The 17,050-nt window shown below is 61.5% G+C and carries 11 protein-coding genes; 9 read left to right on the forward strand and 2 right to left on the reverse strand.

The features are described from left to right. Window positions 1-13: 13 nt before the first annotated feature. Window positions 14-982 (reverse strand): TAXI family TRAP transporter solute-binding subunit, encoded by a 969-nt coding sequence (locus DSM107133_RS18410; protein WP_114294680.1) that lies wholly within the window; start codon window positions 980-982, stop codon window positions 14-16. A 259-nt stretch (window positions 983-1,241) separates the two neighbouring features. Here DSM107133_RS18410 and DSM107133_RS18415 point away from each other — a divergent pair, with 259 nt between their 5' ends. After that, on the forward strand, window positions 1,242-2,561 hold the full coding sequence (locus tag DSM107133_RS18415) for an aspartate aminotransferase family protein (RefSeq protein ID WP_114294681.1): 1,320 nt from the start codon (window positions 1,242-1,244) through the stop codon (window positions 2,559-2,561). Between the two features lie 122 nt (window positions 2,562-2,683). Continuing rightward, window positions 2,684-2,854, forward strand: a complete 171-nt coding sequence (locus DSM107133_RS18420; RefSeq protein WP_162792109.1) for a hypothetical protein — start codon at window positions 2,684-2,686, stop codon at window positions 2,852-2,854. Between the two features lie 116 nt (window positions 2,855-2,970). Here the strand turns inward: DSM107133_RS18420 and hpaR are convergent, their stop codons facing one another. After that, entirely contained in the window at window positions 2,971-3,426 is a 456-nt protein-coding gene (hpaR, locus tag DSM107133_RS18425) for a homoprotocatechuate degradation operon regulator HpaR (protein ID WP_114294797.1), read from the reverse strand. Between the two features lie 162 nt (window positions 3,427-3,588). Between hpaR and DSM107133_RS18430 the strand changes: the two genes are divergently transcribed. The 7 genes from DSM107133_RS18430 to DSM107133_RS18460 all read left to right on the forward strand — a co-directional run bounded on the left by DSM107133_RS18430 (window position 3,589) and on the right by DSM107133_RS18460 (window position 17,048). Next, window positions 3,589-4,362: a hypothetical protein gene (locus DSM107133_RS18430; protein ID WP_240310615.1), complete on the forward strand. Its 774-nt coding sequence runs from the start codon at window positions 3,589-3,591 to the stop codon at window positions 4,360-4,362. Between the two features lie 17 nt (window positions 4,363-4,379). After that, complete coding sequence (locus DSM107133_RS18435; protein ID WP_114294798.1) at window positions 4,380-5,669, forward strand: aminotransferase class III-fold pyridoxal phosphate-dependent enzyme; 1,290 nt, start codon at window positions 4,380-4,382, stop codon at window positions 5,667-5,669. Further along, window positions 5,666-6,598, forward strand: coding sequence for a phosphotransferase (locus DSM107133_RS18440; protein WP_205387866.1), 933 nt, complete (start codon window positions 5,666-5,668; stop codon window positions 6,596-6,598). Before DSM107133_RS18435 ends, DSM107133_RS18440 begins: the two co-directional genes overlap by 4 nt. 113 nt (window positions 6,599-6,711) lie before the next feature. Further along, window positions 6,712-6,876 carry a hypothetical protein gene (locus tag DSM107133_RS18445; RefSeq protein ID WP_162792092.1) on the forward strand — a complete coding sequence of 55 codons (165 nt, stop codon included), beginning with the start codon at window positions 6,712-6,714 and terminating at the stop codon, window positions 6,874-6,876. Window positions 6,877-7,043: 167 nt separating this feature from the next. Then, window positions 7,044-8,765 (forward strand): ShlB/FhaC/HecB family hemolysin secretion/activation protein, encoded by a 1,722-nt coding sequence (locus DSM107133_RS18450; protein ID WP_240310616.1) that lies wholly within the window; start codon window positions 7,044-7,046, stop codon window positions 8,763-8,765. A 28-nt stretch (window positions 8,766-8,793) separates the two neighbouring features. Next, the gene (locus DSM107133_RS18455) at window positions 8,794-15,150 is read left to right on the forward strand and encodes an MBG domain-containing protein (protein ID WP_243253603.1); all 6,357 of its coding nucleotides are present in this window, start codon (window positions 8,794-8,796) and stop codon (window positions 15,148-15,150) included. Then, a complete protein-coding gene (locus tag DSM107133_RS18460) occupies window positions 15,150-17,048 on the forward strand; it encodes a caspase family protein (RefSeq protein WP_114294684.1) in 1,899 nt (632 codons plus the stop codon). The genes DSM107133_RS18455 and DSM107133_RS18460 overlap by 1 nt, the downstream gene beginning before the upstream one ends. Window positions 17,049-17,050 lie beyond the last annotated feature (2 nt).

Consider the following 17,050-nt stretch of genomic DNA (forward strand, 5'->3'; position numbering starts at 1 on the left):
GTGTCGTGCTGGCTTATTCGATCCAGCCTTTTTCTTTATAGTACTTTGCCGCACCGGGATGCAGCGGGGCCGACAGACCGGCAGTCGCCATTTCTTCGGGCTTGAGGTTGGCAAAGGCTGGGTGCAGTTTCTTGAAGTCTTCGAAATTGTCAAAGACCGAAGAAACAACCGCATAGACGGCTTCTTCGCTGACATCTGACGACGTTACGAAAGTCGCACCAACACCGAATGTGGCCACGTCTTCGTCATTGCCACGATACATGCCACCGGGGATGGTGGCCGTGCGGTAGAACGAGTTGTCGGCAACCAGTTGGTCGACCACATCGCCGCTGACCTCAACCAGAACGGAATCGCAGGCGGTGGTTGCTTCCTGAATCGAACCCGAGGGGTGCCCGACGGTATAGACCATCGCGTCGATCTGGTTGTCGCACAGGGCGGCAGACTGTTCGGCGGCCTTCAGCTCGGTGGCCAGGGCAAAGTCGTCTGTGGTCCAGCCCTTGGCTTCCAGCAGCACTTCCATCGTGCCGCGCTGGCCGGACCCCGGGTTGCCGATATTCACGCGCTTGCCCTTGAGGTCGTCAAAGGTTTTGACCCCGGAATCGGCGCGCGCCACCACGGTGAACGGCTCGGGGTGAACCGAAAACACGGCGCGCAGTTTCTCGAACGGGCCGGCCTCTTCGAATTTCGACGTGCCGTTATAGGCGTGGTACTGCCAGTCGGACTGGGCCACACCAAACTCCAATTCGCCCTCGCGGATGGTGTTGATGTTGTAGACCGATCCGCCGGTCGATTCGACGGAACAGCGAATGCCGTGTTCTTTGCGGCCCTTGTTCACCAGACGGCAAATTGCGCCGCCGGTGGGATAATAGACGCCCGTGACGCCGCCTGTGCCGATTGTAATGAACTCTTCGGCGAAAGCCGCAGGTGCCATCAACGCGGCAGCGGCGAACCCCATAATGGACAGTTTGAATTGCTTCGACATCGTGAACTCCTTGCTATTTTTGACGGTGTTCTGTTCGGGTCAGCAGCTGGTGCTGCTCTACGCGACGGTGCGCCCGCGCGGGCGGCACCCAAAGTCGAAAGCCTGTCTGATTCGTATCAAATCCCACGAAGGACACTGCAAACGACTCCCTCCCAATAGTTAAACACTTCGTGAGCCTTCCACCTGAAACCCGTCTAGTCAACACTGGATGGCTATGGTTCAGTACGACCTGCGGCCCGTTGCGAAAGGAATTTCTGTCGTGTCCCATGTGTTCCCCCGACATACCAAGGCGCTTCCGCCAACCGTTTCTCACGGACAGGGCGTGTACCTGTATGACACTGATGGCAAAGCCTATTTTGATGGGTCGGGCGGGGCTGCCGTGTCTTGTCTGGGGCATGGCGATCCCGAGGTGACAGCGGCCATCAAGGCGCAGTTGGATTCGGTCGCATTTGCCCACACCAGCTTTTTCACCTCCTCCCCTGCCGAGGCGCTGGCGGACAAGCTGGTCGCCCACGCGCCCGAGGGGATCGACCGTGTGTATTTCGTTTCGGGCGGGTCCGAAGCGGTCGAGGCCGCGCTGAAACTGGCGCGGCAGTATTTCGTCGAGATCGGCCAACCCCAGCGCCGCCATGTGATTGCGCGGCGGCAAAGCTATCATGGGAACACTCTGTTCGCGCTGGCCACGGGCGGCAATGCATGGCGGCGCGCACCCTTTGCGCCGCTGATGGTCGAAACCTCGCATATCGCGCCGTGCTATGCCTATCGCGGGCAAAAGGATGGCGAGAGCGCCGAGGACTATGGCCTGCGGTCCGCCAACGAGCTTGAGGCCGAGATTTTGCGGCTGGGGGCGGACACGGTCTTTGCCTTTGTGGCCGAACCCGTGGTGGGGGCAACGGCAGGCGCGGTGCCGCCGGTGCCGGGGTATTTCAAACGTATCCGCGAGATTTGCGATCAATACGGCGTGCTGCTGATCCTGGACGAAGTCATGTGTGGCATGGGCCGCACCGGCACGTTGTTCGCCTGTGAACAAGAGGACGTGCGCCCGGATATCATCACAATCGCCAAGGGGCTGGGCGCGGGTTATCAACCCATTGGGGCGATGTTGTGTTCGGGCACCATTTACAAAGCCATCGAAGACGGCAGCGGATTTTTCCAGCACGGACACACCTATGTCGGCCATCCCGTCGCCTGTGCGGCTGCGCTGGCGGTTCTGAGCAAACTGACCGATGGCGGTCTGACCGCACGCGCAGCCGAAATGGGCACGCGGTTGCAGACGGCTCTGGAACAGGCCTTTGGCCAGCATCCCAACGTGGGTGATATACGCGGAAGGGGCTTGTTTCGCGGCATCGAGTTCGTGATCGACCGTGATACCAAAGACCCGTTCCCGCCCGAACGCGCCCTGCACAAGGCGCTGAAAAAGGCGACGTTCGAGGCGGGGCTGATCTGTTATCCGATGGGGGGCACCATCGACGGGCAGCACGGCGATCACATATTGCTGGCCCCTCCGTTCATCCTGGACGACAGCCATATCGACGAGATCGTGCGCAAGCTTGGGACAGCCATCGACGCGGTTCTGTAAACGCTTCTGACCGGTTGTGACTGAAGGCGCCGGTCGAACATTTCGCGCGCGCGGCGTCAAAGGACCTGGGTGCGCGGTATCCCGGTGACAGCAATCGGAGGAGGTCGGTGACGGGGCGGTGTTTGGCGTCTGACCCGCAGGTCCTGTCGGTGGCGCGTCATGTCCGGCGGCAGGGCTTTATCGACCGGCTGCCGCAGGACCTCCGTCTTTTCATGTTCTTGCCGTTCGCGCATTCCGATGCAGGTTTCTCGGACGCCCCGCGCGACGTTTGGGTGACGCGGATCGTTGCCTGACGCAGAAGAAGCGCTCAAGCGGGAAATCGCGGGATTGGCCTTGGCGTGTGGCCGCGTTTCCATTTCCAGGTCAGTTGATGACGTGAAGGTCAAAGTCATCTGACGTTCGACCGCGGCTATTCGTCGGCGGCCATTTCTGCGATCAGCCCCTCAAGCTCGTCGATCAGCGTATCAATACGCTCTCGTCCGACCTTGGCTTCGATGTTGGCGTAGATCTGCGCGCTTTGCGGTGCGACGAGGTTCATAAACGCAATGCCTTCGGTCGTAAGGCAAAGGATCGAGCGGCGACCGTCAAAGGGATCGCGGCTGACCTTTATCAGTCCGCGCGTTTCCAGTGCCTTGCTGATGCGCGACAGGGAGGGCGCAAGGATGCAGGCGCGCGCTGCCAGTTCACCGGCATCAATACTCTCGATGTCAAAGAGGATGCGCAGGACGCGCCACTGCTGTTCCGTGACATCATTGGCCAGCAGCATGGGCCGGAAATGCTGCATCAAAAGTTCACGGGTACGCAATAATGCGATCGGAAGCGATCGAGTCGTCCACTTGGGATCAGACCAACGTTTTCTGCGCATTTCCTGCCCGGCCAAAAGAAATTTTCCTGTCATCGATGTTGCCCCGACAATGTGCTTCACGAGTTAACAATTGACAAGAGTCATTAAATTTAACAAGTTAATTGTGCGACCAAAGATTCGCTTAAATGAACAAAACAACGATAACGGAAGGTTACTTTGGCTATGTTCTTGCGCATCGCCTGTGCCCTTGCGCTTGCCGCCGCTCCGGCTGTCGCACTTGCCGAATACCCCGAAAAACCCGTTAACTTCATCATTCCGTTCCCTCCGGGCGATCTGGAAGATGTTCTGACACGGATGATTGCCGAGGATTTTCAGGAAGAGTACGGGGTTGCCGCAGCGGTCATCAACCGCCCCTCTGACAGTGGACCGTTTCCCGGTGCCGTCCAGATGACCACGGCTGCGGCTGATGGCTATATGATCGGTTCATTCGTTGTCGACATTCCCGTGGTGGGTCCGCAGCTTGGTATTCCCGCGCTTGACCCCAGCCCGTTCGAGCCGCTGGGCATTTTCCTGACCTATCCCTTTGTGATCGCCACATCAGCCGATGCTCTGGACTGTAACGCGCTGGCTTCGGGCGATTTTGATGTGATCAACACCACGATCCAGCAAATCCTTGCTTGTCTGGACAGCGTCAAGATCCTCGCAAGCGTGACAGAGGCGCCGATTGCCATCGCGCCCGATGCGCCAACGCTGGGTTCCATCGCACCAGAGCTCGACATTTCGCTGTGGAACGGTCTGTTTGTCCTGAAAGACACCCCCGCCGATGTGCGTGAAAAGATCATTGCGGTTGCGCGCAAGACATGGAATCTCAAGGGCCGTTGCGACGGTTTCCGCTATCTCAGTTTCATCAGTTCTTCCCTGAAGGCTTCGGTTGGTGTGCGCCATCCCAGGCTCTTTGTATCAGGGGTAGAGTTCTACGATGGCAGGGCAATTTGAATACCGCAGGAGACAAGATGACACGTACCGTTCCCGAACTGATGGAAGCCCGCAAACGCCTTTTGGGCCCCGGCGTTTCGACCTTTTACGACGATCCCGTCCATATCGTGAAGGGCGAAGGTGTCTGGCTGTGGGATGCTGACGGGCGCAAATATCTGGATTGCTATAACAACGTACCGCATGTCGGGCACTGCAATCCGCGTGTGGTCGAGGCGATCTGTCAACAGGCGGGGACGTTGAACACCCACACACGTTACCTGCACGACGGCATTCTGGACTATGTCGAAAAGCTGACGGGAACGATGGGGGCCGGGCTGGACACGGCCATTCTGACCTGCACAGGGTCAGAGGCCAACGACATCGCGCTGCGCATGGCCGAGGCCATGACCGGCAAGCGGGGCATTATCTCCACCGATGCCACCTATCACGGCAACACCTCGCTGGTCAGCCAGCTGAGCAAAAGCAACCCGCCCACGGTCGGATTTGGGCTGGAGCAGTATTTCCGTTTCGTCGAAGCGCCCGACAGCTATCGTGCGCCCGACCCGGATGGCACGCTGTTTGCCGATGCGGTGGCCGAACAGATCGCGGAACACGAAAAATCCGGTGTCGGCTTTGCCGCGCTGCTGATCTGCCCGTATTTCCTGAACGAAGGGTTTCCCGACAACGCGGATGGCTGGCTGAAGCCGGTCGCAGAAGTCGTGCGCAAGGCCGGCGGGCTGCTGATTTGTGACGAGGTGCAGTCGGGCTTTGGCCGCACCGGCACCCACATGTGGGCGCATCAAAAGATGGGCGTTGTTCCCGACGTGATGACGTTGGGCAAGCCGATGGCCAACGGGCACCCGGTGGGCGGCGTTGTGACCCGCACCGAGATTCTGGCGGCGTTCCGGGGTGGATACCGGTATTTCAACACCTTTGGCGGCAACCCTGTGTCCTGCGCGGCCGCGATGGCCGTTTTGCAAGAGATCGAAGACAAGCAACTGGTCGCCAATGCCAGAACCGTCGGGAACCATGCCCGCAAACGTCTGTCTGCGTTGAAAGAGAAATACGAGGTCATCGGAGACGTGCGCGGTTCGGGCCTGATCTTCGGGGCCGAAATGGTTCTTGATCGCGACAGCAAGGAACCCGCGACCGAATTTACCGATCGCGTCATCAACGCGATGCGCCATCGCGGGATCATCCATTCCAAGCTTGGCCGTCACAAGAACACGCTGAAAATCCGCCCCCCCATGCCGTTTTCAATCGAGAATGCAGACCTGTTGTTTGACACGCTCGACGAGGTTCTGGCCCAAACGCCGGTGACAGTATGAATGCCACCGTCGAGAAAGCTCTTGGGTTTTGGGGGTTGGACGGCGCGGATTGGCAGCTGATTGCGGCGCGTGAAAATCAGGTATTTCGCGTCGAAGGCAGGACCGGGCCGGTTGCCCTGCGCCTGCACAGGGTCAACTATCGCTCTGATGACGAACTGCGCTCGGAATTGCAGTGGATGGCGGCGGTTGCGGCAGGGGGGCTGCATGTGCCCGAACCTGTCCGCGCGACCGATGGCAGCTTTTTGCATGTGATCGACGGCGTTCAGGTTGATGTGCTGGGCTGGCTGACCGGCCGCCCTGTCGGAACGACAGCAACGCCGCTGGATGTGGCCGACCGCACCGGCCTGTTTCACGCTATCGGGCGCGAAATGGCGCGGCTGCATCAGGTCAGCGACGCCTGGACACTGCCGCCCGACTTTACCCGCTGCCGGTGGGACCGTGACGGGCTTGTGGGTGACGCTCCGGTCTGGGGACGGTTCTGGGACAACCCCGCGTTGTCACAGGATGACCGCGCGCTGTTCACCCGTTTGCGCGCGCAGGCCGATGACGTTCTGGCCAACCAATCGGCCGGTCTGGACCACGGGCTGATCCATGCGGATCTGGTGCGCGAAAACCTGATGATCGACGGCGCGCGGATTCAGCTGATAGATTTCGACGATGGCGGATACGGCTATCGCCAGTTCGACATTGCCACCACGTTGCTGAAGAACATGCAGGAACCCGACTATGTCGACCTGCGTACCGCGCTGATTGACGGCTATCTGTCGGTCCGGCCAATCGACCTGACCACGCTGGATCTGTTCCTGGTGTTGCGCGCCGCCACCTATGTCGGCTGGATCATCACACGCATGGATGAAGACGGGGCGGCAGACCGCTGCGCGCGCTATGCCGCCCTGACGCGGCAATTGGCACAAGATTATCTCGCGTAGGCGATCCTGTCGGGCCTGCGTGATGCACGTTTTTGACCTTCGAAAGGATAGACAATGAACGCGCCCAAAGATTCCAATTTCATCAAAGCCAACAACGCTATGGCTGGCATCCCATGTCCCACCCCGGCGACATGAAAAAGAACCCGCCGCGCATGGGTCAACGGGATGAACAAATCCGCCGCCTGTACGAACCGATGCTGCCGGGCTGGCACCATCTGCCTGCGCCCTACACCTATCGGAACGAATTCGGCACCGACGATCCCGCCAGCCCGATTTGAAAATCTGCCACAGTTATTGCGATAGAGCGGCCAGTTTTCAGAAAACCCTTGCAGTGGGGACGGGGCAGGGGGTTAGACTGGTGACATGTGTTTTTATGGCATGTTCGTTTGTTTTGTACTCTTTTTTCGAAGTCTTTTCTGGAGTGCGCCTAATGGTGATTAAGATCATGCGCTTGAAGTCCGCCGCCTTGCTGATGTGGGGCGTCCTTGTTCTGGTGAGCGCAGGGGCCGTCCCCGGTGCCGCACAGGACAGCGGCACAGCAAGCAGTGTTACACCGGAAAGTTTTCAGCCGCCGCTGCAAAAGCTGGGCGGAGCGTTGGTGTTTTCCGGCGCGACGGGCACGCGGGCTCCGGCGGGCGCCGAGCAGATCGGCATTACCCTGTCGGGTGTAAACCTGTCGGGCGGATTGCCGCAAATGGCCGCCGCCAACGCGGCGTTCGAGGCCCGGCTGACGCGCGGGCGCGTGGCGGTGTCGGAGCTGTTCAACGCCGTGGGCACACTGGAAGAAGCCTATGCCAATGCGGGCTATGTGCTGGCGCGCGTGGTGCTGCCGCAGCAAAGCCTGCGCGATGGTGGTGTGCTGAAAGTCACAGTCGTTAATGGCTTTGTCGAACAGGTTGAACAAGGCAATGCCAAACCGCAGGTACAGGCCCGGCTGGACGCGCTGACGGCGCCTTTGGTGGGGCGGCCGGGGCTGACGCTGGCTGAAATTGAACGGCAGCTGTTGCTGGCGGGCGACACGGCGGGCGTGGCTTTGGGATCTTCGCTGGGTGCGGGACAGCAAGCGGGCGGTACGGTGCTGAGACTTGATCCCGAATACAAGCAGGTCACCGGCTTTGTCGGATTTGACAACGCAAACGCCGACGAACTGGGACCAGAGACATTTAACGCAGGGGTCGAGCTGAACAGCCCGTTCAGCTATGGCGAAACCTTCTATTTGCGGGGTTCGGGGGCCGCGCAGGACTTGCTGAGCAGCAATCCGCGTTACCGCGTCATTGCGGGTGGTGTGGTTGTGCCCATCGGAATTTCCGGGCTGGCGTTCAATGCCGAATTCACCACAAGCGATACCACCCCCGATAACGCTGCGGCCCCGACACGGTCGAATTTTGACCGCCAGTCACTGCGTCTGATCTATCCTTTCATTCGCTCACGCCAGCTGAACGTTTCGACGCAGTTCTCGATTGATCGCCAGCAGGACGAACAGGCGTTGTTTACCGCCGCAGGGCTGACGCCAATCTACGAAGACAGCACGACCGTGCTGCGTTTTGGCGGCAACGTGAACTATCTGCATGATGACGGGGCTGTTACAGATGTGGGTGCGGTTTTGTCGCGCGGAGTCGATGCCTGGGGCGCGCGCAGCTTTGCGGACGCGGGCGCCGGAACGCCGTTGTCACGGCAGGGGGCCGATGCCGAGTTCACCAAACTCAGCCTGTCGGCGTTCCACCAACGCAATCTGTCCCAGCGTGTCTCGCTGTCCGTAACGGCGCGCGCGCAATTTTCCTTTGGTGATCCGCTTGTCACGTCCGAGCGTTTCGGACTGGCAGGAGCGCGCGAACTCTCCGGCTTTGACAGTGGCACCCTGCGTGGCGACAGCGGCTGGATGATCCGCGCCGAGGTGGCGCACCGCTCTGATGTGCAGGTCGCGAACACCCCTCTTATTCTTAGCCCGTATGCCTTTGTCGCGGCGGGCAGTGTTTCTATTGAACAACCAACTGCCGTGGAGGTCCGCAAAGAGAATGCGCAGTCCTACGGCATCGGTCTGGATATTTTTCCACAGACCACATCTCAATTTAGATCAAGTAGTTTGAGGATCGAATTGGCCAAGGGAGAACGGGACAATGGTTCGGATAACACGCGTTTCAGCATTTCGGGTAATTTCCGCTTCTGATTTCTGGGGCCGCACGCGCCTTGCTCCCATGACTGCTGTGGTCCTGGGGTTGATTGCGCCACATGCGGTTTTTGCTGATGGCGCGCTGCCGCAGGGTGGCAGTGTTGTTCAGGGCCAGGTGGCCATCGGCACGCCAGCGCCGGGTGCGATGGTGCTGGATCAATCCACCGACCGTGCGATTGTGAACTGGAACGGGTTTTCGATCGGTCAGGGCAATTCGGTCGACATCCGGCAGCCCTCGACATCCAGTGCGATCCTCAACCGTGTGACCGGCGACACCACCAGTGAAATTCACGGACGTTTAAGCGCCACGGGTCAGGTCTTTGTGGTCAATCCCAACGGGCTCATCATCGGCAAACAGGGCGAGGTCAGCGCGGGCGGTGGCTTTGTCGGGTCGACGTTGGACACCAAAGACAGCGACTTTATGGCGGGCCGTCTGCGGTTCGATGGTTTGGGCACCTCGGCCGAGGTCAGCAATGCGGGCCGCGTTGTCATCGGGCGTGGCGGGTTTGCCGCCCTGCTGGGCGGGCGCGTGTCAAACTCGGGGCTTGTGATGGTGCCGATGGGGCGTATCGGGTTCGGGGGCGGCGAGCGGGCCACCCTTGATCTGTCGGGCGATCGTTTCTTGCAGGTCGAAGTGCCCTCCGAAGGCGACACCGACGAGATGCGCGCGCTGATCGAAAACTCGGGCACGGTTTCGGCAGAAGGCGGGCTTATCGAAATGCGCGCGGCCACGGCGCGCGATGCGGCGCGCAATGCCATCAACCTGTCGGGCGTGGCCGAGGCGCGCTCGGTCTCGGTGCACAATGGCACGATTGTTCTGGGTGGCGGTGACGGCGGACGTGTCAGGGTGACGGGCCGGGTCAGCACCCAACGCGCCGCCCCGTCGCGCCCCGATATCATCGTGGAAACGTCCAAGCGGCCGCTGGCGCGGCGCGGCGGCGGCGATGTGACCATTATTGGCCACCAGATCGAACTGGCCGGTGCACGGATCGAGGCCAGCGGCGAAAACGGCGGTGGCACGATCCGCATCGGGGGCGATTACATGGGGCAGGGGACCTTGCCCCATGCGCTGTATCTGGGTGTTGATGCGGATACGGTGATTACCGCGGATGCAGGCCAGTCCGGCGACGGGGGACAGGTCATCCTGTGGTCTGACGATGTGACCGCCTTTGACGGCTTTATTTCCGCGCGCGGCGGTGCCGAGGGCGGCGACGGCGGGTCTGTGGAAGTGTCGGGAAAGCGCACGCTGGCCTTCACTGGCCGTGTCAATACACTGGCCCCTGAGGGGCGCGCAGGCACGCTGCTGCTTGATCCACGCAACGTTGTCATCTCGGGCGATCCCAGCTCGGAACCACCCTTTTGTTGCGGTGTCTACACGCCGACGGCGGACGATTCCGTTTTGAACGTCGCAGAGCTTGTCGGCAATCTGGAAACGACCAACGTTGTCGTCAATACCGGCGCGGACGGGGTTCAGAACGGCGACATCACCGTGGCCGCCGACATCAATTGGACTGCGGCGACACAGCTGGCATTCGAGGCCGTTGGAAACGTCGTGCTGAATGCTGCGGTGAACAATGCGGCAGGTGATTTTGAGATCAGCGCGGGCGGCACGATCACCACGGATGCGGCGGGCACGGTCAACGTCAACCAATTCAGCTTGGTCCAAGGGGACTGGTCCCAGATTGCGGCAACACTGCCTGCCTTTTCTGCGCAAGATTTCCAGCTGACACAATCGGTGGATACCAGTTTCCTGCGTGCGCTAAGCGGGGATGGCACCGTTGCATTGCCCTATGCGCTGGCTGACATCTACGGTGTGCAGGGCATCGGTTCGCAGACGCTTCTGGATCAGAACTTTACGCTTGCCGGTCCCATTGACGCCACCCAGACAGCCGGATGGAACGGCGGCGAAGGGTTCGTCGGGATCGAGGGGCTGGGATTTACCGGTTTCAGCGGCAGCCTTGACGGTCAGGGCAACAGCATTGACGGGCTGACGCAGGATGTAACGACGGCGGGGATGTTCGCGCTGACGCGCGGCGCACAGATCAGCAATCTGACGCTGAACAATGTGTCGATTGCGGGGAACGCCGACACAGGCGGGTTGGTGGCATTGGCCATTGATACGCAGATTGACAACGTTCAGGTCAGCGGCGCCATTACGGCGCAGGGTGCGACTGTGGCTGGTGGCATTGTGGGCGAATTGCGCAATGCCGCCTCAACGCTGAGCAACAGCAGCTTCACCGGAACCCTTGACTTAAGTGGTGCAGGCGAAAGCAGCCTGAGTGCCGGCGGGCTGGTCGGCAACAACAACCTGGGCACCGTCAGCGACAGCACGGTCAATGCCCAGATCACCGAGACCGGAGCGGTCTTTGGCAGCCGCGATATTGGCGGCGCCGTGGGTACGAACCGCGGTGTCATGACAACGGTCGGCACGCAAGGCGCGCTACAGTCGACCGCCGAGGGCGCGACACTTGTTGCGGGCGGTCTCGCCGGCAGAAACCTGTCGCTGGAGGGCATCACCGACAGCACGAGTGCGATGAATGTCACAATCCGCAATACAAGCCTTGATACGGCCATCGCAGGTGGACTGGTCGGCTCAAACATCGGCACCGTGACGGGGACGCAGTCAAACGGAACGGTGTCTGTATCCAACGCGGGCGGGTTTATGACTGTCGGCGGGTTGATCGGGGCCAATACAAGCACGCTTGTCAGACCGGTCGACAACAACGTGGCGACCGGGAATGTGACGGTCAATTCCATCTCGGACTCCGAAAGTTTCCGCCTGGCCACTGTCGGAGGCATGTTCGGCAGGAATAACGGTCCCGCCAATGCGAACATCGCGACGGGGGATGTCACGGTCAGCTCGCGGGGCGTGCCCACGCGGGTTGGCGGATTCGTCGGCCTGAACTCGGGCGAGACCGAGGGCAGTGGCGAAGGCCAGATTGCACGCTCGTATGCAACGGGCGCTGTATCTGTCGAGGCGACACAGGACAGCGAAGTGGGCGGTTTTGCGGGCCTGAATGATGGAACGATCGTAGATGCCTTTGCATCCGGTTCCGTGGGCTTCACGGCGCCGGTTTTTGCCAGGGGAGACGCATCGACGCCACAGCAGGCGGACATTGGCGGGTTCGCGGGTGCGTCCACAAATGACATGAACCGCACAGCAGCGCGGGGCGATGTGCTTGTATCTTCGGATGATGTTCAAATTCGCATGGGGGGTCATACTGGCTATAACTCATTCGGTCAGATCTTGAACAGCTATGCGGGCGGCAGCGTGGTCAGCACGTCAGGCGTCGGGCAACAGGTTGGCGGGTTGGTGGGCGTGACCACTTCGGGTGCGATCACGAACACCTATGCCACAGGATTAGTTTCCGCCAATGGCGCGGGAGCCGCGCAAACGGGTGGGCTGATCGGTGTGAATACGCCTCCCGCGACGTTCGGTCAGACGGTGGTCACCGCGTCTTACTGGGATACAGAGCGCAGCGGACAGGCGGATGGCGGTCTGGCAGAGCTGGGTTTCGGCCTGACCACGGCGCAATTCAGGGACACGGATGGATTCTTTGCCCTGGCCGGTGCGGCGGGCTGGGATTTTGCAGATGTCTGGGCGCCGGGCGGCACTGGCACTGATCCTGCCATCTACACCATCGACCGGGTGATCTTTGCAATGCCCGATCCGCTGGATCTGACATATGGCGAAACGACGGGCGCGACGGCGACAGGATCAATTGCAGGGGGACCGGAGGTCTATGTCTTTGCCGATACAGGGGAAACGCTGGATACGGCGCCTGTATTTGACACGCTGACCTTTGCGGATGAAACCGTCGGGACGCAGGCGTTCAGCGTTGATACCAGCCCGCTGACCAGCTCGACCGCGCGCACTTGGTCTGTGGTTGCTCTGAGCGGCAGCGTCGATATTACACCTGCGCCCTTGGAACTGACCGCAAACGACGCGACCAAGACCTATGGCACGGCACTGACCTTTGATGGGACCGAGTTTGCAGTGACGGGGGGGACGCTTTTCTTCGCCGACAGTGTTGACACCATAGGGCTTTCATCAGCGGGAAGCGTGGCAGACGCCCAGGTTGGCGATGGTCCTTATACTATTGAAAACACGGGCGGTATTGCCGGGAGCGGTCTTGAAAACTACGCCATCAGCTTTGTCGAGGGCACGCTGGACGTCACCCGCGCACCGCTGGAGCTGACGGTGAATGACGCCACCAAGACCTACGGCACGGCGCTGTCCTTTGACGGCACCGAGTTTACGGTGACCGGCGGGGCGTTGTTCTTTGCCGACAGTGTCGACAGCATCGGGATCGCCTCGGCGGGCGCTGCGGCAGATGCGCAAGTGGCGGACGGGCCGTTTGCGATCACCGGCAGTGCGCCGGTGACGGGGACGCGGACCGACAACTACGACATCGCCATTCTGGACGGCACGCTGGACGTGACCCGCGCGCCGCTTGAGCTGACGGTGAATGACGCCACCAAGACCTACGGCACGGCGCTGGCCTTTGACGGGACCGAGTTTACGGTGACCGGCGGGGCGTTGTTCTTTGCCGACAGCGTTGACAGCATCGGGATTGCCTCGGCGGGCGCTGCGGCGGATGCGCAGGTGGCGGACGGGCCGTTTGCGATCACCGGCAGCGCGCCGGTGACGGGGACGCGGACCGACAACTACGACATCGCCATTCTGGACGGCACGCTGGACGTAACGCGGGCACCGCTTGAGCTGACGGTGAATGACGCCACCAAGACCTACGGCACGGCGCTGGCCTTTGACGGCACCGAGTTCACGGTGACCGGCGGGGCGTTGTTCTTTGCCGACAGCGTGGACAGCATCGGGATTGCCTCGGCGGGTGCTGCGGCGGATGCGCAAGTGGCGGACGGGCCGTTTGCGATCACCGGCAGTGCGCCGGTGACGGGGACGCGGACCGACAACTACGACATCGCCATTCTGGACGGCACGCTGGACGTGACCCGCGCACCGCTTGAGCTGACGGTGAATGACGCCACCAAGACCTACGGCACCGCGCTGGCCTTTGACGGCACCGAGTTCACGGTGACCGGCGGGGCGTTGTTCTTTGCCGACAGCGTTGACAGCATCGGGATTGCCTCGGCGGGCGCTGCGGCAGATGCGCAAGTGGCGGACGGCCCGTTTGCAATCACCGGCAGCGCGCCGGTGAGCGGGACACGCACGGACAACTATGACATCGCCATTCTGGACGGCACGCTGGACGTGACGCGGGCACCGCTGGAGCTGACGGTGAATGACGCCACCAAGACCTACGGCACGGCGCTGTCCTTTGACGGCACCGAGTTCACAGTGACCGGCGGGGCGTTGTTCTTTGCCGACAGCGTGGACAGCATCGGGATCGCCTCGGCGGGTGCGGCGGCAGATGCGCAGGTGGCGGACGGGCCGTTTGCAATCACCGGCAGCGCGCCGGTGAGCGGGACACGCACGGACAATTATGACATCGCCATTCTGGACGGCACGCTGGACGTGACCCGCGCGCCGCTTGAGCTGACGGCGGATGATGCCACCAAGACAGAAGGGTCGGTCCTGACATTTGCAGGTACTGAATTCTCAGCCGATGGGCTGCTGTTCGGTGACACGGTAACGCGTGTGGACCTGAGCAGTGACGGTGCCGCCGCGCAAGCGTCTGCGGCTGACAGTCCATATGCCATTGTGGCGGGTTCGCCTGAGGGGTCGGGACTCGAAAACTACGATATCCGTTTTACGGATGGCACGCTGACCGTTGAACGGACGGCGCCAATCACCAGTGAACCGACCATAAGCTCGGCAACAGCGTCCTTTGGGTTGCCCAATCCGACGGATACGATTGTGCTGACCGTGCCGGGTGGCGGGCCTGTTGCGTCCGCGCCTGCATCGGCGGGCAACGGATCGGCGCTGCGCGCTGCGCGCGAGACCTTGCAGGTTGTCCAGGGCCTGTCGACATCTTTTGAAGTTGCGGCAGCCGGGTGCAACGAGAGTTCTGACGACGTGACACGCTACATGGCGTGCCTGTCGGATGCGCTGAATGATTTTGCCAATGAGCTGGACGCGATTTCGACCGATCTGCCACCTGCCATGCAGGATGTGGCGCGTATCATTCGCGATGCACAGCGCAGTGTTGCGCAGGCGCGCATCCGTGCAGAACGACGTCTGGCAGGGGCCACATCCCAGGCGCAGCGCGAGCAGATTGCGCGGGATGCCTTTGGCGAGGCGCGTGCAGCGCTTGACACGGCAGCCGGTGAAATCCGCAAGTCCATCTCGCTTGTCCGCGCGGAAGATCCCGAGCTGGCCGCAGTGCAGCGCGCAACGATTGTCACTGTCGCGGCCGCCATCGACAACGCCGGGATCGAGCTTAGCCGCGCCACGGGTCTGTGATGCTTCGGCTTGCGCTGCTTCTCGCGTTTTGGCTAACGGGCGCTGCGTGGGCCGAGACGCGTCTGGCGTTGGTGATTGGCAATTCGACCTACACGCGGATCAGCGCGCTGGATAACCCGCGCAACGATGCGCTGGATATCTCGGTGGCGTTGGAGGGATTGGGCTTTGACGTGATGCTGGAGATTGATGTCACGCGGGAACGGTTCGGGACATTGATCGAGACTTTTGGCACAAAGGCCGAAAGCGCGGATGTGGTCCTGCTGTATTATGCAGGTCACGGGTTTCAGGTGGACGGGCGCAACTATCTTGTGCCGACGGATGCCGCGATCGGGTCGGCGGCGGATGTGGCCTCGCAGACCATGCTTCTGGACCGGCTTTTGCAGGTCATGGAGCGTTCGGACGGGGTAAAGCTGGTGTTTCTGGATGCCTGTCGCGACAATCCTTTTGGCACCGTCGTGGATGACCCGCGTTTGGGCACCGGGCTGGCCCGTGTGGGGACGGCGGCGAATTTTCTGTTCTCCTACGCCACGCAGCCGGACAATGTGGCCTATGACGGCACCGGACGTAACAGCTTTTTCACCGAAGCGGTGCTGCACCACATCTACACCCCCGGACAAGAGGTGGCGCAGATGATGATTGGCGTGCGGCGCGATGTGCTGGCGGCGACGGGGGGCAAGCAGATCCCGTGGGAAAACTCGTCGCTGACGCGCACGTTCCAGTTCAACACCAACCCCGAGACGATCTCGGAAGAGAGCATGCTTTACCAGATCGCGGTGGACGAGCGTGACGGTGAACTTCTGGCGCTGTATCTTGATCGATATCCTGAGGGGGCCCATGCCCAGGAAGCACTGGCCTTTCTGGATACGGGCACGCGGACGCGGGCGCTGGGGGCGGTGGACGAGGATGCCAGGGCGCAGCGCTGGTGGGAGCTTGCGCGACGCAGCCGGATGCGCCCGCTGCTTGAGCTTTATATCGAGCGCTACCCGGATGCGGACAACCGCGCAGAAGCGCAGCGGCTGCTCAGCAACCTGCCGCGTCCCGAGGATGCGGCACCGGGCAAGATTTGCGAGCGTCTGGCAACCCATCCCCGCGATGCCACGGCAGAAAATCGCGGTGTGCCCTTTTCGCGGCTGCAACAGAACGCATTTGCGGCCATTCAGGCGTGCAGTGCAGCCGCTTCGCGCCAGCCGGAGCTGCCCCATTACACGGCCCTTCTGGCGCGCGCGACTGCGGCATCGGGAGATCTGGAACGGGCGGTGGTCTTTTACGTCAATGCGGCAGAGCGGGGTGATCTGCGTGCTATGGTCAGCCTTGCCCAATTGACCGAACGCGGCGCCGCTGTACCGCAGGACCCGGCGCGCGCGCTTGCGCTTTATGAACGTGCAGCACAGGGGGGAAGCCACGATGCGATGATCAATCTGGCGATCACCTTGCTGGAGACCGGCGCGGATCAGCCCCGCGCGCTGGCCTTGTTACAGCGCGCCTCGAACGAAGGGTCGGCCAAGGCAACCTTCAACCTTGGGGTTCTGGCGCAGGATGGCGTTGGCGCGGGCCCGGAAGAAGCATTGGCCTATTTCCGCAAGGCGGCGCAGGACGGGGAGCCCGAGGGCTTTCGTGCGGCGGCAATCCTGCTGGACGAGGGACGCGGCGTGCCGCGTGATCCGCAGTCGGCCGCGATCATGTTGCTGCGCGGTGCAGCCGAAGACCGCGGAGAGGTTGTGCAACAGCTGAGCACAGACACAGACCAGTGGACGCCGCAGACCATCCGCGCGGTTCAGGGATTGCTTAAGGAGGCCGGATATTACACCGCGGCCATCGACGGCTTGCCCGGATCGAATTTCACCGCGGCGCTGGAGAAATGGCGCAACGGCGGGTTCAAGCCTGCGGTTCTGCAATAGGC

This window comes from Pseudosulfitobacter sp. DSM 107133 (assembly GCF_022788695.1).
Classification (GTDB): Bacteria; Pseudomonadota; Alphaproteobacteria; order Rhodobacterales; family Rhodobacteraceae; genus Pseudosulfitobacter.

Bases quoted from the DNA above. Each gene is read 5' to 3' on its own strand.
- DSM107133_RS18410 (WP_114294680.1), bottom strand. From the start codon at position 982: ATGTCGAAGCAATTCAAACTGTCCATTATGGGGTTCGCCGCTGCCGCG.
- hpaR (WP_114294797.1), bottom strand. From the start codon at position 3,426: ATGCGCAGAAAACGTTGGTCTGATCCCAAGTGGACGACTCGATCGCTT.
- DSM107133_RS18430 (WP_240310615.1), top strand. From the start codon at position 3,589: ATGTTCTTGCGCATCGCCTGTGCCCTTGCGCTTGCCGCCGCTCCGGCT.
- DSM107133_RS18435 (WP_114294798.1), top strand. From the start codon at position 4,380: ATGACACGTACCGTTCCCGAACTGATGGAAGCCCGCAAACGCCTTTTG.
- DSM107133_RS18440 (WP_205387866.1), top strand. From the start codon at position 5,666: ATGAATGCCACCGTCGAGAAAGCTCTTGGGTTTTGGGGGTTGGACGGC.
- DSM107133_RS18445 (WP_162792092.1), top strand. From the start codon at position 6,712: ATGTCCCACCCCGGCGACATGAAAAAGAACCCGCCGCGCATGGGTCAA.
- DSM107133_RS18450 (WP_240310616.1), top strand. From the start codon at position 7,044: ATGCGCTTGAAGTCCGCCGCCTTGCTGATGTGGGGCGTCCTTGTTCTG.
- DSM107133_RS18455 (WP_243253603.1), top strand. From the start codon at position 8,794: ATGACTGCTGTGGTCCTGGGGTTGATTGCGCCACATGCGGTTTTTGCT.
- DSM107133_RS18460 (WP_114294684.1), top strand. From the start codon at position 15,150: ATGCTTCGGCTTGCGCTGCTTCTCGCGTTTTGGCTAACGGGCGCTGCG.